Here is a 21,123-nt window from a genome sequence, read left to right on the forward strand (position 1 = left end):
CTTTTCCTATTGATGGTGCAGTAGAGCCTGATTAATGTGATGCAATAAATCTTCCATTGAAATTGATCGGGGTAAAATTTCTGTGGCGATCGCACGGACTGATTTATTTACATCATCTCGGCTACTATTGCTCTGCTGCTTGGTTTCTGCTGATGAATTCCTGACATGATGATGGGGACGTTGGTCAAGCACTAAAATCGGGGGCAAATGCAAATGTGAATCATGTAATGCTGCAAGTGCTTTTAACACTTCCTGATGAATTGGCGACTCTCCCAAGCAAATTAGCAACAAGTCAACACTATTGTGGTGGATTTGTTGATTTACTTCTGCCCAACAGCGGCCAATTGCTGCTTTCAAACCCGCAGTTTGTAAATACTGAATTAAAGCTTGAAACCACTCAGAGCCTCTTTCCGCAGTGATATTATTCAGGGCAGAGTTTTTCGTGTGGCGATAATTTTTTACTTGTTTACGTCTGATTTGCGGTAAATCATGTAAGGTGGTCAAATCCACGACTAAAATACTTGGTGGACAACAAATACCAGCAGCAATTTGTAACACTGATAACAGCGGATCTATTTTGTCAGTGCGACTGCGATTGTTTTTTCCAAATGGTGTTAAGCAGGGAAAGACGGAAAGTCCAGGTATCTGAGAAGCTGCCAAACTAGTAGCAACATCACAAGTCACCAGTGGTAAAGCCACCAATCGGGGATGCTGAATTAATTGTTGTAAATAAATTTGGGCTAAGGAAGTTTCTACATCTAATAAGATGACATCAAATTGCCAAACCCTGGCTAAGAGTTCTGCTTGATCGAGGTTATCTACTTCGATTACCCGATGTTCCCGCAGTGAAGGGTGGGGGTTAATTGATGCTATTTCTGGATTGACCAATCTGAGAATTCGCAATGGTTGGTTTTTGGCAGTAGTTTGCGTAGCCTCAATTTCTGAGGCTGAAATTGTGGGTTTAGCACATAACTTTTCCAACAGAGGGGCTAAAGCCTGATTTTCTATTGGTAAGCTCAAGAAACCATCGGCTTGGTTAGCAAATGCTTGCTCTCTTTCTGCGCCTGTAGCGGTGACAATCACTGGTATATGGCGTGTCGCCGCATCCGATTTCACCAATGTCAGGACATCCCACCCTGAAAGCAATGGTAATAAAGGATTTAAAAATACAGCTTGTGGTTGCAAGCGTCGGGCTTTTTCCACGGCTTCTGTACCTGAGCGAGCAATGATTACTCGATAACCTAAACCTTTGAGTTGTTCTGCTAAGTCTTCAATATATCGAGCCACTGCTTCGACTATCAGCACTAATCTTTGAGAGCAACCAGGGAGATGTTGACTATTATTAACTGGAGAATTGGCAGAAGTCGGAACTTTTTGAATACCTAGATTCTGCTGGTTTCGCTCTTCTTTATTATTTGTTTCGGTATCCGAAAAACCTGTGGTTGGCGGACTGGGTGGGAGTAAGAGGGTAAATTGGCTACCTTTACCTTCTTGGGATAAAAAGCTCACGTCGCCTCCGTGGAGGCGGGCTAAAGCTCTGGTTAAAACTAGTCCTAAACCAGTTCCTTCAAACTGTCTGGTGAGGGGGTTTTCGAGTTGTTGGAATTTCTGAAAAATTAAATGTTGCTGATGTTCAGGGATACCAATGCCTGTATCCCAAATGGTAAAGGCAATCCAGCCTTCCCAACGACTGACACGCAAACCAATTTCGCCGGATGTTTCCGTGAATTTGAAAGCGTTAGAAAGCAAGTGTACCAACATTTGCCGCAAGCGCAATTCATCTGCCACCATTTGCTCTAAGCCTGGTTCAATCATCAAGGTGAATTTTGGCACAGAAGAATTAATGGCTGAGGTTTTGCTGGCGTGAGTGTGGATAGCCGTGACTTCTGCTTGAGCGCGATCGCACACAGCCTGTATATTTACTGGTGCAAGTGCTAATTCCATCTGACCGGTTTCCATCCGAGTCAAATCGAGAATGTCGTTGACTACACTCATTAAATGACGACCGCTTTGATGAATTAATCCCGCGTAGCGGGCTTGGCGTTCGTTTAATTCCCCTAATTGTTGGTCTACTAGCAATCTGGATAATCCCAAAACTGCCGTTAGGGGAGTCTTGAGTTCATGACTAATACAAGCTAAAAATTCATCTTTTAAGCGATTGAGTTGAATCAAATCAGCATTTTTCGCAGCTAATTCTTTGCACAATTGTTGCTGTTCGGTAACATCTGTGGCTAAGACTAACCACAGTTGATCAGCATTTTCGCTTGGCTGGGCGGTTAATGGTTTTAATCTTGGACTATCTAGGGGAATTTTGGCAAATTGCCAGACGCGTTCTTGACCGTTTTTTTCTTCCACGACACAGGTACAAGTCCCCATTTGACTATCTAAAAAGCAGCGATTAAAGTTGCTGGTTGGCGAAACGGGTGGTTCTTGGAGAGGATTAAAGCTTGAGTTCTGGGGTAAGGCTTCGTGCTTTACCGCCCAAGTATGCTCTACCGAATACAATTTCAATGGTGATAAGCTGCTATCTTCACCTTGGGGCGATCTAAGTGCCGTTTGGTTAGCGTATTCTGGCTGTTTGTCCGGGACTGGAGACAGGATAGTTGCTACTTGTTGTCGCACATCTTCTGGATCTTTCAAACCGCCCAACTGCTGCCACCAAGCGGGGTTTTGCGCGACTATTTCACCATTACTGTTTTGCAACATCAATGGCCAAGGCAGTTGTTCGAGTAACTTAATCAGTGGTTTATGCAAAAATGAGTGAAGTTGATTAGCTTTGCGCGATCGCCAAGTAGTTTTCACCTTGGTCTGATGTTCTCGGCTAACCTGGCTAGATGATCTCAAAGAATTGGCAGATTTTGTGTCAGTTGTCGCTATACCTGCCTGTTCTTGAGCTAACAATCTCAACAACCGACTGCTGTCTAACAGCCCTAAAAATTTGCCTTCAGCATCAACCAGTGTCCAATTGATATTGTTATGAGATGGGGCAGAATAGTAACGCAAAAACTGCACAAATTGCTCAACGCGATCGCTTGCTGCTAATATTTGTAATGGCTCAACAATGCTTTGCTGCCAGATTGTCAGTGGCTGTTGTAACAAATTCCAGTATTGATCTTCTGGTGACTCTGCCAACAGTTTTTGCGTTAACTGGGCTGATTTTAACAACCCAATTGGTGCTTGCTGTTGATTGACTACTACTAAGCGATCGCACCGCTGTTGCTCAAAAACTTCTAAGGCCGCTACCAATGTACTTGTTTCACCGCATTTGGGTACGGTTGCGAGAAAGTTATAAAGCGGGTACTGTAGCATTGACATAAGGCTTTGGGGTTGATTCTTCCTCTAGCGGCATTTGGCTTGAGCATTGGCGATCGGGTAGATAGTGTTCGCGCTTACAGTCATATCCTCATAGACTTATCTTTCCACCATTCTTGTTTTAGCCGTAAGACCATTGCTGTGATATGTTTGGTTGTTTAAGACATAGCCTTTCTGGTTGACTTTGGTTTTCCCAGTGTCAGTCTTTGCCTTTGCCACTTTATAACTTTGGGGAAATAACCTTACAGTGTTTTACTGGTATTGTCACATCTGATCAAAAGTGACAGCTAAAACAATTATGGCTCCAAAGATTCGCTTTAGAACCTTGAGGAATTATAATGATTTAGAATACGCGCATACTTTAAGTTAGTTTAAGTATCCTATCAAGGGGTGAAATCAAAAAATCTACAGTCTGATAGATATACATATGCGAATCTCAATCAACTAATGTATCCTCAATAACGAACACCTCATCAGCCGCTCAATAAATCTTCCTGCTCACTTGTTGTCTTTGGTTGTTGAGCCACTGTAGAAATTTGTTTATCTAGAGCGGTAATTGAGAATGAACTAACAACTTGACTTATTATTAGTCATGTTCTCTAAAGTTTTTCTCAAACTTTATTCAACTTAACCAACTTTGGTTGGAGTGATTAAGCAAGATGTTTAAATATATAAATGCTACTACCTATACTACTTTTCCAAGCAAATGTTAAAAAAATTTTAGATAACCTAGATGAGCTAGGCACTCAAATACCATTAAACCCAAGAAATGGTTACTTAATTCGGTCTAATTTTGCTCAATTTAGCACATCAACTCTAGTCGCCGCCACCACAGTTAGACTTTACTACTTACTAACTTGGTGGCCAGCGAATCTTAATCAAAATTTTATAGACAAATATTTTTACGTGTTTGCGTGCCAGCAGCAAAAACCACAACAGGTTTTTCAGCAAATGACTCAAGTGGATAAGCGGGTATTGTTACAACAAATTAAATCTGATTATCGCCAGATTCTTATAGATTACTTTACAACAGACAAAACCTTGAAAGAAAAATTTGATAAATTTATCAATACAGTATTTTGTGCTAATATTCCTGTGCCTCAAATTATAGAAATTCACATGGAACTCATTGATGAATTTTCTAAACAGCTAAAATTAGAAGGAAGGAGTGATGATACCTTACTTGATTACCGTTTGACTCTCATCGATGTCCTAGCACATTTATGTGAAGCCTATAGATGTGCAATTTCTAAATAGTAGTACATTGCATCCATTCACTAAAATATACTCAAAAATCAAGAAAACCACAAAGCTATGTATTTTGCTAGTATCACTAAATTTGGATTTTATTTTAGTTTTTATGTTTAAGTTTGTATTTTTATGAATAAAGCCAGAAAAACTTATGTTCTCAAGCTTTATGTAGCTGGGAATACCCCCAACTCAGTCCGGGCATTAAAAACACTCAAAAACATATTAGACCAGGAGTTCCAAGGTGTTTATGCACTCAAAGTCATCGATGTAATGAAAAATCCCCAACTAGCTGAAGAAGATAAAATCTTAGCTACACCAACATTATCAAAAATTTTGCCGCCACCTGTTCGGAAAATTATTGGCGACCTTTCAGATAGAGAAAGAGTATTAATTGGATTAGATTTACTTTATGAAGAACTGAGTGAAGAAGACTGGGAAGAGCCGCATAACCTTTAAGTTAAATTTTTTCATGCCAAATTAGTACCTTTAGTAATAAAAAAACTGGGTTAAAAGCCCTATTTACGATCCGGCAATGAGCGAAAAAGAGCAAAAAGAGCAAAACCAGGCACCGATTGGGGGTGTAGAAAAAATTCGGACAATGATTGAGGGCTTTGATGATATTAGTCATGGTGGTTTGCCAGTAGGTAGAACCACCTTAGTCAGCGGCACCTCTGGTACAGGTAAAACCTTATTATCTCTGCAATTTCTCTATAACGGCATTACCTATTTTGATGAGCCAGGCGTATTTGTTACCTTTGAAGAATCGCCTAGCGACATTATTAAAAATGCTCATATTTTTGGTTGGAACTTACAGCGTTTAATTGATGAAGGCAAGTTATTTATTCTTGATGCTTCTCCAGATCCTGAAGGTCAAGATATTGTTGGTAATTTTGACCTTTCAGCATTAATTGAGCGCTTGCAATATGCCATTCGCAAATATAAAGCCAAGCGAGTTTCTATTGACTCAATTACCGCAGTATTTCAGCAATATGAAGCTGTTGGAGTCGTCAGACGAGAAATTTTTCGCCTTGTAGCCCGACTCAAACAATTGAATGTTACCACCATCATTACTACCGAACGAGGTGAAGAATACGGCCCAGTGGCATCTTTTGGAGTTGAGGAATTTGTTTCGGATAACGTGGTAATTGTCAGGAATGTATTAGAAGGAGAACGTCGTCGACGGACGAGCGAAATCCTCAAGCTACGTGGCACAACTCACATGAAGGGTGAGTATCCTTTTACAATTACCAATGCTGGAGTCAACATCTTCCCTCTAGGCGCAATGCGCTTAACGCAAAGGTCTTCTAATGTCCGCGTTTCTTCGGGTGTCAAAACACTAGATGAGATGTGTGGTGGTGGTTTCTTTAAAGATTCGATTATTTTAACAACAGGAGCGACCGGTACGGGGAAAACACTACTTGTAAGTAAATTTTTACAAAATGGCTGTGTTAATGGTGAACGTGCCATTTTATTTGCTTATGAAGAATCACGCGCTCAGTTGTCACGGAATGCTTCCTCTTGGGGAATTGATTTTGAGGAATTAGAAGATCAAGGGTTACTCAAAATTATTTGTACCTATCCCGAATCAACTGGTTTAGAAGATCACTTACAAATTATTAAGTCAGAAATTGCTAATTTTAAACCAGCTAGAATCGCCATTGACTCACTCTCAGCCCTAGCAAGAGGCGTGAGTAATAATGCTTTTCGCCAGTTTGTAATTGGTGTAACTGGTTATGCCAAGCAAGAAGAAATCACTGGTTTTTTTACCAACACAACTGACCAATTTATGGGGTCTCATTCCATTACTGACTCACATATTTCGACAATTACTGACACAATTTTGATGTTGCAGTACGTAGAAATTCGTGGGGAAATGTCGCGGGCAATTAACGTATTTAAAATGCGAGGTTCGTGGCACGATAAGGGAATTCGTGAGTATAATATTACGGCTGACGGCCCAGAAATTAAAGATTCTTTCCGGAATTATGAAAGGATTGTCAGTGGTGCGCCTACCCGCGTTAGCATCGACGAAAAGGCAGAACTTTCACGCATAGTTAAAAGTTTTGAAGACAAACGGAGTACCGATTCCTAAATTTGGTATCGTGCTATATCCCTTCTTCAATTTAGTATCGTGCTATATTCTGTGGTGAAGAAAAGGTTTCTGCCGCTAGATTGATTTTCGTGTGAGGGGATGCGGTGAAAGGACAGCAATTATTTCATAAAAGACAGCAATTATTTCATACTTTCTTACCTGGCGTAACAGCAGCGGTATTAACCACCCAGCCCGCCTGGGCTGGAACAGTCAAGGTAATTAGCATACAAGCAAAATCTACTCCTAGTGTTGTGACTTTCACTCAAAGTCATAACTTAGTGGCGGACAATACAAATATGCAACTGCCGAAAACTGCCAACCAGATTTTTCCAGATTTAGTCTCTAATTCTGAGTTGACTACATTCAATGTGCCGAATTTAAGTAATCAAAGTAACCCAGGCACATTGACAGAAAATACTGGTGTACCGCTGGCACAAATATCTCAGAAAAATCCAGGTGGTTTTGTCGATTCGACACCCACTTTAAATTTTTCTCAAAATTCAACGCAGCGTAATTCCCGCAAAATTCAAAAACAAAAAAAATCAGCTACGGCTGCAAGAGAGAAATTAAATAATACATCTGTCAATTCTGCTACTTCTCAACCTGCTGTTATTCAAAAAAACCCAGTTTTCCTATCTGCAATTCAACAGCCAGCAGCATCAAAGCCAAGTTTAAAAACTCAATTGCCAATTAAGAGGGTAGGGGCAGCGCGGCTGTTGGCAGTGGGAAGTTGTTCGCAACAAATAGGGATATCAACTACGTTGTCTTTGTATTCTAGAGGTTGTGAGCAGCACAAGTTGACTGGAGAACTGACTGCACAAAACAACACTGCAACACCAGAACCGACTGAAGCAGCACCAGCTACTACTGTGCCGAGTAGTACTGATTCTACTCCTGCTGAGGTAGCACCAACGGCTACTCCAACTTCACCGGAAGCAGCACCGAATGCTCCAGTTCCTAGCAATGTGAGTCCGAATTCTGGTGGTGCTGTCCAAGTTCCCGAAAACTTGATTCCTAGCGCCAATTCGCTGCAATATCCCACAAAGACAGAGGAAGTCACAGTTCAAGGCAATCAACCGATTACTTTAGAACAGGCTTTGGAATTAGCACGCCGGAATAATCGGGAACTACAGGTATCTGTATTGCAGCTAAAACGCAGCCAAGCAGCTTTACAGGAAGCTCAAGCAGCTTTATATCCCTCGGTTGATTTGAGTGCGGATGTGACTCGCAGTCAGTCGGCTTCTAGCCAGCTGCAAGATACTTTAAGTAGCCGCGCCGGGGTAAGATCTAACAACGATGAACCGAGTACAGGTTTTAATGGTCAAGCCCAGTTGACATACAACATCTACACTTCGGGAAGACGGCAAGCCGCTATCAAAGAAGCTGAGGAACAGGTACGGTTCAATGAATTGGATGTGGAGCGCCAATCTGAAGAAATCCGCCTGAACGTTAGTACTCAATATTACGACTTGCAAGAAGCCGATGAGCAAGTACGTATTGCCCAGTCAGCTGTGGAAAATGCCCAAGCGAGTTTGCGTGATGCTGAAGCCTTAGAGCGTGCCGGAGTTGGTACTCGCTTCGATGTTTTGCGATCGCAAGTAAATTTAGCCAATGCTCAACAAGATTTGACTAATGCGATTTCCAATCAGCTGATAGCCCGACGGCAGTTAGTAACTACCCTAAGTTTGCCGCAAAATATCACTATTAGTACGGCAGATGCGGTGCAATTAGCTGGTTTGTGGAACAGGTCATTAGAAGACAGTATCATTCTGGCTTTTCAAAATCGCCCAGAACTACGACAGCAGTTGGCTCAACGTAATATCAGTGAACAACAGCGCCGACAAGCATTAGCCGCTAATCTACCACAATTGAGTTTTGTGGCTAACTACAACTTGTTGGATCAGTTCGATGATAGCGTCAGCATTACTGATGGTTATTCTGTTGGGCTAAGAGCTAGTTGGAATTTATTTGATGGTGGAGCAGCCCGCGCCAGAGCATCTCAAGCAAGAGCTAATATTGCGATCGCGGAAACACAATTTTCTGAGCAGCGTAACCAAGTCCGCTTCCAAGTAGAACAAGCTTTTTCTACCCAACGAGCTAATTTAGACAACGTTCAAACAGCTAATACTGCTTTAGAACAAGCTAGAGAAGCTCTCCGGTTAGCAAGGTTACGCTTCCAAGCTGGGGTAGGTACACAAACTGATGTAATTAACTCAGAAACTGACTTAACAAGAGCAGAAGGTAATCGAGTCACGGCTATCTTAAATTACAATCGTGCCTTAGCTCGGTTACAGCGTGCAGTTACCGCTAGGTCATTGCGTTAATTAGTCTATGGTCAATAGTCAATAGTTATAGACTGAGAGTTGAAATTTTTAACTCTGGACTATTGACTCTGGACTATTGACTCTAGACTGTTGACTATGGACTATTGACTATTGACTACCCATGACTCAAGTTACATCACAAGAAATTGCCTTATTTCGTTCTCAGTTAATCGATGATCCCGTAGCGATGGAAGTGCTGGATTTGATTGAAGACTGTGAAGGAGATTTAGAAGATGCAGCCATGACACTCGCTATCAAAGCCGGACAAGAACCAGAAAGGGCAAATTCTGAATGGTTAGATGCTTTAGCGAAAAAATGGCGGGCGGTAATTTGTGAAGCAGAATTTAGAGAAGAATTACTGAATAACACTATTCTAGGGATGATGGCGCACCTCAAAACAATGCCAACTTTTCCCAAAATTTTAGCGACACCAGTTTTAATCTATGTCCTCAAACAAGGTGTGAACAATTTTTGTGAACCATTGGATGCCATTAAATCGGAAATGGGGAATGGGGACTAGGGTTACAAGGGGAGAATAATAAATCAGCACTCATCACTCATTACTCAGCACGGGCTTTCACCCCGCTACGCTAACAGCACTTTTTTACTGATACCCTGTTAATTAAGGCGAACTTCTCTCAGACAACTGTTGTTAGATAAATGAATTACCTTGTTGCCGTATTACCAGACCGTATCCAAGCTGAAGCTGCTTATCTAGCTTTGGAAAAAGACAGCATCAATAGCACAATCATCGGTAGAGGATATAAAACTGCTGATGAATTTGGTTTGATTGATCCCAAAGAGCAAGCTAAAAAACAAGCAAAGCTGATGGCATTTTGGTTAGTGCCATTTGGCTTTTTTGCGGGTTTTACCTTTAGCGTCATCACGGGTTTAGATACTTTTGCCTGGGCGGGTGAAATTGGCAATCACGTTGTTGGCGGACTGCTAGGCGCTGGTAGTGGCGCTATGGGTAGTGTATTTGTTGGTGGTGGAGTAGGTATGCTTGCAGGCAGTGGTGATGCTTTACCCTATCGCAATCGCTTAGATGCTGGAAAATATTTAATTGTGGTTCAGGGTTCGGAAATTCTGACTCGCCAAGCAACCAGGATAATACGTCAGTTTGAACCAGAAAATATCCAAGGCTATGCAGAAGGGAAATAAGTGTGTATGGGTGTAGGATTGACCAATGATTATTGACTTTTGATCATGTTGCCACGAGAAGAACTTTTAAAGGGTGTAGAAAATCGAGATAGTGTTGCGCGTGTGATTGATCATGCGGAACAAGCGATCAAAACGTGGGAAGTTGTTTTGACGGATTTTTTATCGCCGCCAGAATTAGCAGAAATTCAACGAGTTTTCAGCCGATTAACTGAGGTGCAGTTGCTGGCTTGGGGTGGATATCCTCAAGCAGAACGCCAAAGAATGGCGATCGCCCGTGGGGAACTTCCCCTGGAACAATCACAAGTTGCGCTGGTTGTCTTAGAAGTTGCCGGCAATTTTTTATTTGATACAGCTACTCACCGGGACTTTTTAGGTGCAATGTTAGGCACAGGAATTGTCCGGGAGAAGACTGGAGATATTATTGTTTTGGGCGAACGCGGGGCGCAAGTAATTGTTGTGCCAGAAATGGCAGAATTTTTAGAAATGAATCTGCAACAGGTGCGATCGGTTCCTGTGAAAACCCAGCGGATTGACATTAGTGAGTTAAAAATCCGCGAACCGAAGAAAAAAGAATTAACGACTGTAGAGGCTTCTTTAAGATTAGATGCGATCGCCAGTGCTGGTTTTGGGATGTCTCGCAGCAAAATGGTTGATTTAATTGATGCTGGCGATGTGCGCGTCAACTGGAAGGATATTACCCAAGCTAGTTTTCAAGTCAAATCCGGCGATTTAGTAGCGATTCGCGGTAAAGGACGTTTAGAAGTGGGTGAAGTGGCAATTACGAAAAAAGACCGTTACCGTGTCCAACTGACGCGTTATATGTAAACCAAATTCCGCACTTCATTTTTATCCACCTATGCAGTGCGGTCAATTTCTTCCGTTCTTTTCAATTCTTGTATTAATACTTGGCAGCGTTTCATAGATTCTCTTGCCTCTTGCCTGAACTGTTTAGCTTGCTCTTGGTTAGTTTCGTACACTTCGGAACCTTTTCGCCTGAGTTCAACGGCTTGCTTACTGAGTTCTTGAATCCGAATCTTTAATTCTTCAATTGTTTTCATCTTTCCTCCAGTTCTATAATTAAAATTTCTAGATTTTCTGCCTCTTGATAAAGCTTATCTGCTCTACTAGCCAGTAAACTAGCATCATCAAAGTCATTATTTGTGATGGCTCTGTCATGAGCTTCGTATAATTTATCAATAATTTCTTGTAATTGTGCGTAAGCTTTTAATAAAATATTTATGGTTTCAGGTTTCATATTGAGTATAAATTTAAATATTTTTCTACTGCCTCAATGATTACCACGTAATCATTGAATAAATAATGTTTTAAACTTACCCAAAACCATTGTAGAGATGTAGCGTTGCTACATCTCTACATTTTGTCTCAGATTTTCAGTTTTTGGACTAATTTGCCACTTCAGCCAATTCAATAATCCTTCCTTCATAGTCTTTGACTAAGAAATTTAAAGGCTTTTGGTTGCGAATTTTGAATTTTAAACCACGAGTTTCTACTCGCAATAAAATCATTTCTAAGCAGTCGCGGTCAAAACAAACGTGACGCTGTTGATTTTTAGTGCCTAAACTAGCGCCAGTAATGACGTGTAACTGGGTATTCTTCTTCAGTTGATACCAAAGTCCTTCGTTAGCATTATTCATCGTTTTGCTAGACCAACTGGGACTTGTGGACATATATAAAGGATCAATTGCCGTTGTGCCGATGGTTTGTTCATAGTTGTAGTAGTAGTGCAAAGGCACTTCAGCGGCTGGCAAATCTAGCAGCCCTTCATACAACTGTCGCGCAATTTCCAAATCGGACACCATAACGGTGTGAACTTTGGGCGCACTGGTGAGGAACATCCACATAGCACCAGCATAAGCTGCAAGCAGCATTACCATAATGCCTTGAGTAGAAAACAAGCTATCCAAAGGCAGGGATGGTAAAAATGAGCCTAAAGTCAACGGGGCAAGCAAAAACTGCATCACATTAGCTGCTATAACCATGAACAAATCGAAAATTGTATAAGGGAGCCGCTTCTATTTTTATTGATAAAGACTAAGATTAAGTCCTTCTTTCTAGTGTATCAATACTAAAGTAGTCTGAGCTTCAGCAGCAAACAGACCCTGATTAAAATTTTATGGGCAAAATTTTACGAGCAAAATTTTACGGGTTGCACTCTGGGGCTGTTGTTATAAACATTATCTTAACAACTCTTAGCTAAAAGGCTTATGCAAATTCCTCATTTTCCCGAAACTAACCACCCGCTAGTTAAGTCGCTGTTTCATCACAATGACCAGGAACTGCTGAGTCTATTTCAACGATATCCAGAGGCTGGCAAGTACTTTACGGTGATTTTTTGCCGTTATAGCCCGATAGTCTATACCTTAATTCAACATTCGGCGCGATCGCCTGTCCAGGCAGATTATCTGTTTGCCCTAACTTGGCGACATATTTATTACGAACTCGGTGGGCTGGATTTAGACAACCCTCAGCCGGGACAAGAAGGCTTAACTTTACAAAATTGGCTAATTAACATTACAGCTTTTTGTATTAACGAAATTGAACTTCCGCCAACAGAAGCCATTCATTATTCTCTCCAAGCTACTTCCCCACCTTTATGGTGCTATGTAGAAAAAGCTTTAGACCAATTGCCAGCGATATTACGTTTAATGGTGCTGATGGCGCAAACTTTTCATTGGAGTGAAACGCGAATTGCTGCTTATCTGCAAGCGGAAGGCGAAAGAATTGCCCCTGCCGAAGTAGCCAATTTTCTCCAAGAAGGCTATCGTATGCTAGAGGACAAATTACCTGCTGATATCCGCGCTATCTACTTGGGAGAAGATTTTGTTCAATCATTAACTACGTAATATCGCTGTTACTTAAGGTAATTATGCCGCACACAATAAAACTTTTAATGAAACTTTATACCTTAAGCCGAAATTTCACGGGTAAGTTTTATGCAGCAACGGCATTTATTCCCAAAGCACACTGTTTTGGATTCCGCTAACACTTTTAATTCCAGAAGCTATGGTTTTTGGCTTCTTAAGGGTATCACTACCGGGCAACGGGTAGATAAATTCCAGTTTTTTAGTTTTTACTTTTTACTTTTTACTTTTTTATTGAGTCCCATCGCCGCCAAGGCGAGTGATATTACCCAACAACTTCATCGACCATTAAGCAGTTCGAGTTCGCAATATGCAAGGGATGAAGCTGATAGTTTGTTGCGGGTTGGTGAACAGCAATATCGCTCAGGTAATGGAGCTAAAACTATTAACTCTTGCTTACAAGCTTTAGATATTTATCACTCAATTGGTGACGTGAGATCTACTGGTTTAACTTATGAGTTATTAGCTAAGGCGTATATTCAAGAGGAACGGTTTAAAGAAGGGGAAGACGCATTACGCCGACGATTAGCGATCGCACGAGATACCAAAGATTTTCAAGCGCAGATTTTCGCCTTAAATAATATCGCGGCGATTCTCCTTCAAGGAGGTGAAACAGCCGCCGCAGGTAGTACAGTTCAAGAAGCATTGACAATTGCTCAAGGTGTGAACAATATCGAAGGTCAAGGACTTTCTTTAAGCAATTTAGGCTTAGTATCAGCGAGACTAGGTGATTATAATAAAGCGATTAAACTTTATGAAACTGCTTTAACTTATCGCCGCCAAAAAAATGATCCAATTGGGGAAGCAAATACTCTCAATAATTTAGGTGATGCTTATCTGGCTGCGGGGAATTATCCAGATACTATCGGTACTTATGGGTTAGCAATGCGGCTGGCGAAAATCAATGGCGATCGCACCATTCAGTTACGCGCCATTGATGGTTTAGTTAAAGCACATACTTCTGTCGGACGCAATGAACGCGCCTTTGAACTACTCCAAGACCGTTTAATTATCGCTCAAGAATTACAAAATTTACCAGAACAATTGAAAACTTTTGAATCTTACGCTGAGTTCTATGAGCAGTTAGGTAATTATTCTACTGCCAAGAATTTTTACGAAAGAGCAATTGCGATCGCCAACACGATAAAAGATACCAAGCGAGAACTAGTATTAAAAGATAGATTAACTAAGTTGCAGAAAAAGCGAAGTTGATTTTCATCAGCGGAGTTATCTCTAACCCTTGATATCAATATGCAGCGAATGAGAAAAACATATCCTCGATTTCTTTAAGAAGTCAGGGATATGTTTTTATTTGAGAGAAAATATAAATATAGGAATCATATTTGATTTGGAGAAAAAACTCAGTACACCTCTGTTATTTCTTTTCCTGTTCCCTGTTTCCTGTTCCCTGTTCCCTGCCTACACAAGTAATTTCAATAATCAAGTCGGATTCCTATATGTAACCGCAGATGAATCTAGATAAAGGCGGAGATAATTTTGATTATTGCCCCTAATTAGCTGTGTCATTGCACTACTGTGTGATATAAAAAAATAAATATAATAAATTAATTTTTAGCAAAACTAACTGATTAAAGTAAGAATACTCAGTAACTTTTATTGTATAAATACTTCAATTAACCAAAAGAAATATATTTATTGAGCAGGTTGCACTATCCCTGATTGTTTACAAAGTGAATAAGATTAGTTATGCCTTTAGATTTAGAAAGATTTTATCAGGCTTGTAATCCTAGTCGGCCTCTCATGATGGGAGATGCAAGCGATCGCCGCTATTATATCGATTTTGCAGCGGTGCGAGGGGGCAAAATTATTGAGGCTTTGCTGCGAACAATTACCCGCATTTCACCGGATATTCCTACTTGTCAATTGTTTACCGGACATCTAGGTTGTGGGAAATCTACAGAATTGTTGCGCTTAAAAGCTGAGTTAGAAGAGCAAAAATTTCATGTAGTTTATTTTGAGTCTACCCATGTCTTAGAAATGGCCGACGTAGACATCACGGATATTTTACTAGCGATCGCGGGACAAGTGAGTGAAAGTCTCGAAGCGAGAAAAATCCGCCTCAAGCCGAGTTACTTCACAAAATTATTTACAGAAATTGTTGATTTTCTCCAAACACCAATTGACTTGGGTGTAGAAGCAGAATTATCTGTGGGGATAGCGAAAATCACCGCCAAAACTAAAGAAAGTCCCCAACTGCGGCGACGGTTAAGAGATTATCTGGAACCGCGTACCCAAAATATTTTGCAGTCCATCAATAAAGAACTCCTAGAACGCGCCAATAACGAACTAAAAAATCAAGGTAAAAAAGGTCTAGTAGTAATTGTTGATAATTTAGATCGGGTGGCGATTCGGCCTTTACCATCAGGGCGATCGCTGCCAGAATACTTATTTATTGAACGTGGCGAACAATTACGTAAACTCGCCTGTCACTTAGTTTACACAATTCCTTTATCTTTAATTTTCTCCAACGATAGCGCCGAACTTCAGCATCGTTTGGGTGGTGGGGTTGCGCCCAAAGTTTTACCTATGATCCCTGTGCGCCTGCGTTCTGGAGAAATATTTAACCAAGGGTTAACACTCATGCGACAAATGGTGTTAGCTAGAGCCTTTCCTGACATCCCACCGGGCGATCGGTTAGGCTTAACTACAGAGGTATTTGATAACCTGGAAACATTAGATCGATTGTGCTTAATTAGCGGTGGTCATGTACGGGACTTACTAGGGCTATTGTTCGACTGTTTGAGAGAACAAGATCCACCCTTTGAGCGCGACTGCGTAGAACTGGTGATTCAACGCCAGAGAGACTACCGCGCCCACGCCATTGATCCTCATGAGTGGGAACTAATTTTTCAGGTGGTAGAACAGCAACGAGTTGGTGGGGATATTGCTTATCACACCCTCTTACGTAGCTTGTTTGTCTTTGAATATCGTGATCATCGAGGTGCTTGGTTTGCTGTCAACCCAGTCATAGCAGAGACGCAAAAATTTACCACATGGTTGAACATACACAAGCAGACATAAAATCTGCTAACCAACGGGCGTTGCGGAGTTTAAGCAGAGCAATTTCTCTGTCACGAGGACAATTCTCGGTAGTTTTGGTGTGTTGCAATTATCGTGTTTTGCAAGAGCAAATACTCCAACAATTAGAAATTCTTTCACCAGGTTCCATCAAGAAACTCGTTTTACCCCACAATGCGCGAAGTCTTTACAGCACCATTCATGTTCAACTGCGGAGTGATGAACAGCAACCATCTGTATTGAATATCTTGGGTTTAGAGTCAGTAGAACGGATTGATGATTTACTGAGTTCGATTAATCAAATCCGTGATGAATTTCCTAAACGTCATTCATTTCCGATGATTTTTTGGGTGAATGATGAAATCTTGCAAAAAGTAGTGCGTTTAGCCCCAGATTTTGCGAGTTGGGCGGCGACACCAATTCGTTTTGAAATGACCACAACTCAATTACAAGAGTTTTTGCGTCAGGAAACAGACTCTTTATTTGCGACAGTTTTACCGACACAGCATCAAGATAATCAAGGTACCTACTCAACCTTAGAGCAAATCTGGGAACATAACGATGAACTCCACTTTGCTATTCAAGAGTTGCGCCAGCGAGGAATTACCTTAGAACCAGAACTATACGCCAGTTTAGAATTTGTTTTTGGTTTAGATAATTATTTTAGCGATCGCATTGGGCGAGCCTTAACTCATTTTCAGCAAAGCTTAAGGGTTTGGCAACAATTAGCTCTAGAAAACAATGCAGAAAATTCTCACCAAAACATTCCTAATACTTGGAACACCGAATTAGATATCCTTAGTAACCATACTTCGCCTTTAGTCCGTCAAGGCGTATTACTTTATTATTTAGGGTTATGTTATTCTCGCCTCGCCGAACAAAATCAAATTGAAAATCGTCGTTGTTGGGATGAATCTAAAGCTTATTTACAGCAATCATGTAATGTTTTGCAGTTAGCGCAACGTCCCGATATAGTTGCCGAATTTATTAGTCAGTTGGCTGAAGTTTTAGAACATTTGCAAGAGTGGTCAGAGTTACAAACTGTAGCGCAAAAGTCTTTAGAACTGCATCAAATTTATGGAAGTCAAATTCAACTTGCTTGTGACTATGGTTTTTTAGCACAGGTTGCTTTGCAGCAGTCGCGGTGGATGCAAGCAAGTATTTTAGCCCATGTTTCTTTATTAAAATTAGGAGAAGCCCAAAGATATAGCGCTTCCCATCAATATTTATTTCCGTTATTACTGGCGCAGATTTATTATTTAATTTTAGCGGAAGCACAGCAAAGTTTAGGCGATGATAAAATTGCCAACGAATATTTAGATAAAGCCGCGCAAGAACTACCCAATGCTTTAGAAAATAGCGCCCATCAATATAATGCCCATCGTTATATTCGCTTATTGCGGACATTGCGATCGCTTTATTTTGCTGCGGGGCGATATCTCGAAGCCTACACTATCAGACAAAAACGGCGTTCCGTTGAGCAACAATACGGCTTTCGGGCTTTTATTGGGGCGGGACGCTTACAACCCCAAAGACAAGCCACTAACCCCGCCTTAATGTCTCCTTCTGGGACTAGCAGCGTCGCCTTAGAAATTGCTGCTTCCGGTCGAGAAGGGGATATTAATAACTTAATTGGCAAAATTAGCCGTGCTGACCAAAAGCTGATGGTAATTCACGGTCAATCAGGCGTAGGTAAAAGTTCCACCGTCAGCGCCGGACTTGTCCCAGCCTTACAAAATCGTACCGTAGGCGATCAAATTGCCGTGCCTGTAGTTATGCAAGTTTACACAGATTGGGTGCGAGAATTTGGTAAGGCTTTAGCGACGGCGATGTCTCAAGTTAACGGCGAGGAAACCTTAGAAGTAGGCGCATCTGACAGCAATATCCCCACAACTATCGCCGATATTTTGGCAAAATTAACCGCAAATGCCAATAATCATTTCATTACAGTTTTAATCTTCGACCAATTTGAAGAATTTTTCTTTACTTGTAATCAACTAGTACAAAGGCAAAATTTTGATCGATTCTTGAGAGATTGTTTAAATATTTCCTTTGTAAAAATAGTCTTCTCTTTACGAGAAGATTATTTACATCGGTTGCTGGAATTTAAAAATCTCTCAGCATTAGAAGCAATTGATTATAATATCCTCGATAAAAATATTCGTTATCAATTAAATAATTTTTCTCCCGAATATACCAAAGTGATTATTCAAAAGTTAACCGAGCGATCACAAATGAGCTTAGAACCAGCTTTAATAGATGCTTTGGTAGAAGATTTATCAGCAGACCTGGGCGAAGTTAGACCAATTGAATTGCAAGTTGTTGGCGCACAACTCCAAGATGAGAGAATTAATACTTTAGCCCAATATCAACCATATCGACCAAACAAACTGATTGAGCGTTATATTAAAGAATTAATTAAAGACTGTGGCCCTGAAAATGAAAGAGCCGCGTTACTAGTTTTATATTTACTCACCGATGAAACTAATCAAAGACCTTTTAAAACTCGTGCGGAATTAGCTACAGAAATTGCCGAATTAGAAGATGCAGGTAAATTAGAATTAGTCTTAAATATTTTAGTCAGTTCTGGTTTAGTCGTGTTATTTCCCGATGTGCCAGAACGCTATCAATTAATTCATGATTATTTGGTAGACTTGATTCGCTACTTGCAAGAACAAGAATCTAGTTTACAAGTCAAACTTGATCAGTTACGCCGCAAAGTTGATCAAAGTGAATCAGAAATTGAACGCCTGAAAAGCGAACTCCGGCAAAAAAAGCAACAAGCTAGATTTACAGAATTTCAACCCCCACAAGGGTTGGATTTAGTTACAGAACTGCGAGAATTACGCAAGCGGGAAGAATTAAGTCAATTAGAAATTGAGCAATTAAGATCTGTGCTGAAAGAAAAAGAATTAACAGCACAACTAGCAGAAACTCAAGAAAAGCAACAACTTAATGAAGCGCGATTAAATCGTTCTTTAAAAGTGGCCTTGTCTGTCGCTTTTTTAGCTATCTTTGGCTTATCAGTTTCTATTATCACCGTTTTAGACAGTGAAATTAAAACCCTGAGTGTTTCGAGTGAAGCTTTGTTTGCTTCCCAAAAAGGCATAGATGCTTTAAAAGAAGGGATAAAAGCCGGGAGAAAATTACAACAAGCACTTTGGGTAGACCCTTCAACCAGACAGCAAGTGCAGACGGCGCTGTATCAAGCAGTTTCCGGCGTTAGGGAGTTTAACCGTCTAGAGAATCATACAGGTGGTGTCAATAGTGCAGTATTTAGCCGCGATCGCGCTTTAATTATTTCCGGCAGCGCCGATAATACAATTAAACTCTGGCGTGCCGATGGGACTTTGCTCAAAGCCCTCTGGGGACATCAGGATATAGTTAATAGTGTCAGCTTTAGTCCCGATGGTCAGACAATTGCCTCTGGCAGTCAAGATATGACAGTGAGATTATGGAGTCGGGACGGTAAACCACTTAACATCCTCAAAGGTCATACGGCTGTAATTAATCGTGTGAGTTTTAGTCCCGATGGACAAATTATTGCCTCAGCCAGTACCGACAACACCGTAAAATTGTGGAGTCGTAACGGCAAATTACTCCACACTTTAAACGGACATCGAAGTTCAGTATTAGACGTAGCTTGGTCGCCAGACAGTAAAACTATTGCTTCTGCTAGTGCGGATGACAGCATTAAGTTATGGAGTCGAGAAGGTCAATTACTGCTAAGTTGGCAAGCCCATGATGATGCAGTTAAGAGTATAGCTTGGTCTGGTGATGGTAAAACTATTGTTTCTGGCAGCTTAGACCAGACAATTAAACTGTGGACTCTCCAAGGTAAACTAATCAAAACTTTCTCTGGACATACAGCCGGAATCACCAGCGTCAGTTTCAGCCCTGATAACAATACAATTGCCTCAGCTAGTATCGATGAAACCGTGAAGTTATGGAGTTTGCAAGGTTTACTCTTGGGAACTCTGCGAGGGCATAATAATTGGGTCAATAGTGTAAGTTTTAGTTCTGATGGTCGGACTTTAATTTCCGCAGGTCGTGACAAAACTGTGAAACTGTGGCGTTGGGATGATTTACTGCTACGTAACCTCAAGACAGACCAAGCCGACTGGATTACTAGTATCAGTTTTAGCCCTGATAGCCGCACCATCGCCGCAGCCAGTAGAGATTCCACTGTCAAACTCTTGAATAGCAAAGGGCAACTTTTACGCACCTTAAAAGGTCATCAAGGTCAAGTTTGGGGTGTAGCTTGGTCGCCAGATGGTGAAAATATTGCCTCAGCCAGTAAAGATGCAACTGTCAAAATTTGGCAACGTGATGGCAAGTTACTGCATACTTTCACTGGTCATCGAGATACAGTCTTGAGTGTAGCGTGGTCTCGTGATGGTCAAATTATCGCCTCGGCTAGTAAGGATGCAACAGTCAAGCTTTGGAGTCGAGATGGGAAACTTCTCCACACCTTAAGAGGACATCGAGACGCGGTGAATTGGGTGGATTTTAGTCCTGATGGTCAATTATTAGCCTCAGCCAGCGACGATAAAACAGTGATGATTTGGAGTCGGGATGGGAAACCACAAAAAACCTTAGACCGTCACAACCGTCCGGTGAATGGTGTGGCTTGGTCAACGGATGGTCAAACTTTAGCTTCTGCCAGTATTGATAGTACAGTGAAAATTTGGAGCCGAGACGGTCAATTACTCAATGATATTTCTGGAGATGGGGATAGTTTCATTAGTGTGAGTTTTAGTCCTGATGGCAAAACTCTAGTAGCAGCCAGCGAAGATAAACTCAAGTTATGGAACCGCGATGGCGTATTACTGATTGCCCTGAAAGGCGATAAGGATGAATTAACTAGTGTGACTTTTAGCCCGGATGGTAAAACTTTGGCCGCAGGTAGTGGTAAAGGAATGGTAATTTTTCGGCCGTTAGCAGATATAAAATTAGAGAATTTACTTACACGGGGTTGTAATTTACTACATGATTATTTCCAGACTAATCCGAAAATTAGTCAGAGCGATCGCGCTTTATGTTTAAGGTAATCACATATTCT

Annotated in this window: 15 protein-coding genes; 11 read left to right on the top strand and 4 right to left on the bottom strand. The window is 41.1% G+C overall.

Translation table 11 applies throughout. From position 1 onward, the window contains the following. Positions 1 to 6: 6 nt before the first annotated feature. Positions 7 to 3,315 (bottom strand): ATP-binding protein, encoded by a 3,309-nt coding sequence (locus IQ244_RS10600; RefSeq protein WP_193893322.1) that lies wholly within the window; start codon positions 3,313 to 3,315, stop codon positions 7 to 9. Between the two features lie 672 nt (positions 3,316 to 3,987). Here IQ244_RS10600 and IQ244_RS10610 point away from each other — a divergent pair. The 7 genes from IQ244_RS10610 to IQ244_RS10640 all read left to right on the top strand — a co-directional run bounded on the left by IQ244_RS10610 (position 3,988) and on the right by IQ244_RS10640 (position 10,965). Continuing rightward, positions 3,988 to 4,569 carry a KaiA family protein gene (locus IQ244_RS10610; protein WP_193893327.1) on the top strand — a complete coding sequence of 194 codons (582 nt, stop codon included), beginning with the start codon at positions 3,988 to 3,990 and terminating at the stop codon, positions 4,567 to 4,569. Between the two features lie 123 nt (positions 4,570 to 4,692). Then, positions 4,693 to 5,019 (top strand): circadian clock protein KaiB, encoded by a 327-nt coding sequence (gene kaiB / locus IQ244_RS10615; RefSeq protein ID WP_193893330.1) that lies wholly within the window; start codon positions 4,693 to 4,695, stop codon positions 5,017 to 5,019. 76 nt (positions 5,020 to 5,095) lie between these two features. Beyond that, positions 5,096 to 6,655, top strand: a complete 1,560-nt coding sequence (gene kaiC / locus IQ244_RS10620; protein ID WP_193893331.1) for a circadian clock protein KaiC — start codon at positions 5,096 to 5,098, stop codon at positions 6,653 to 6,655. A gap of 104 nt (positions 6,656 to 6,759) precedes the next feature. Beyond that, positions 6,760 to 8,979 (top strand): TolC family protein, encoded by a 2,220-nt coding sequence (locus IQ244_RS10625; protein ID WP_193893333.1) that lies wholly within the window; start codon positions 6,760 to 6,762, stop codon positions 8,977 to 8,979. A 121-nt stretch (positions 8,980 to 9,100) separates the two neighbouring features. Further along, the gene (locus IQ244_RS10630; protein ID WP_193893335.1) at positions 9,101 to 9,499 is read left to right on the top strand and encodes a hypothetical protein; all 399 of its coding nucleotides are present in this window, start codon (positions 9,101 to 9,103) and stop codon (positions 9,497 to 9,499) included. 140 nt (positions 9,500 to 9,639) lie between these two features. Further along, positions 9,640 to 10,140 carry a hypothetical protein gene (locus IQ244_RS10635; RefSeq protein WP_193893337.1) on the top strand — a complete coding sequence of 167 codons (501 nt, stop codon included), beginning with the start codon at positions 9,640 to 9,642 and terminating at the stop codon, positions 10,138 to 10,140. A gap of 45 nt (positions 10,141 to 10,185) precedes the next feature. Continuing rightward, a complete protein-coding gene (locus tag IQ244_RS10640; protein ID WP_193893339.1) occupies positions 10,186 to 10,965 on the top strand; it encodes a photosystem II S4 domain protein in 780 nt (259 codons plus the stop codon). A gap of 29 nt (positions 10,966 to 10,994) precedes the next feature. Here the strand turns inward: IQ244_RS10640 and IQ244_RS10645 are convergent, their stop codons facing one another. The 3 genes from IQ244_RS10645 to IQ244_RS10655 all read right to left on the bottom strand — a co-directional run bounded on the left by IQ244_RS10645 (position 10,995) and on the right by IQ244_RS10655 (position 12,140). Then, on the bottom strand, positions 10,995 to 11,198 hold the full coding sequence (locus IQ244_RS10645; RefSeq protein ID WP_193893341.1) for a hypothetical protein: 204 nt from the start codon (positions 11,196 to 11,198) through the stop codon (positions 10,995 to 10,997). Continuing rightward, positions 11,195 to 11,395, bottom strand: coding sequence for a hypothetical protein (locus IQ244_RS10650; protein ID WP_193893344.1), 201 nt, complete (start codon positions 11,393 to 11,395; stop codon positions 11,195 to 11,197). The genes IQ244_RS10645 and IQ244_RS10650 overlap by 4 nt, the downstream gene beginning before the upstream one ends. Before the next feature lie 148 nt (positions 11,396 to 11,543). Then, positions 11,544 to 12,140: a glyoxalase-like domain protein gene (locus IQ244_RS10655; RefSeq protein WP_193893346.1), complete on the bottom strand. Its 597-nt coding sequence runs from the start codon at positions 12,138 to 12,140 to the stop codon at positions 11,544 to 11,546. A 225-nt stretch (positions 12,141 to 12,365) separates the two neighbouring features. Between IQ244_RS10655 and IQ244_RS10660 the strand changes: the two genes are divergently transcribed. The 4 genes from IQ244_RS10660 to IQ244_RS10675 all read left to right on the top strand — a co-directional run bounded on the left by IQ244_RS10660 (position 12,366) and on the right by IQ244_RS10675 (position 21,112). After that, on the top strand, positions 12,366 to 13,004 hold the full coding sequence (locus IQ244_RS10660) for a sigma-70 family RNA polymerase sigma factor (protein WP_193893349.1): 639 nt from the start codon (positions 12,366 to 12,368) through the stop codon (positions 13,002 to 13,004). Positions 13,005 to 13,094: 90 nt separating this feature from the next. Further along, the gene (locus IQ244_RS10665; protein ID WP_193893351.1) at positions 13,095 to 14,234 is read left to right on the top strand and encodes a tetratricopeptide repeat protein; all 1,140 of its coding nucleotides are present in this window, start codon (positions 13,095 to 13,097) and stop codon (positions 14,232 to 14,234) included. 495 nt (positions 14,235 to 14,729) lie between these two features. Beyond that, positions 14,730 to 16,064: a P-loop NTPase fold protein gene (locus tag IQ244_RS10670; protein WP_193893354.1), complete on the top strand. Its 1,335-nt coding sequence runs from the start codon at positions 14,730 to 14,732 to the stop codon at positions 16,062 to 16,064. Then, complete coding sequence (locus IQ244_RS10675) at positions 16,037 to 21,112, top strand: eIF2A-related protein (RefSeq protein WP_193893356.1); 5,076 nt, start codon at positions 16,037 to 16,039, stop codon at positions 21,110 to 21,112. The genes IQ244_RS10670 and IQ244_RS10675 overlap by 28 nt, the downstream gene beginning before the upstream one ends. Positions 21,113 to 21,123: the final 11 nt, after the last annotated feature.

This window comes from Nostoc sp. LEGE 06077 (genome assembly GCF_015207705.1).
In the GTDB taxonomy this organism is placed as follows: domain Bacteria; phylum Cyanobacteriota; class Cyanobacteriia; order Cyanobacteriales; family Nostocaceae; genus Nostoc_B.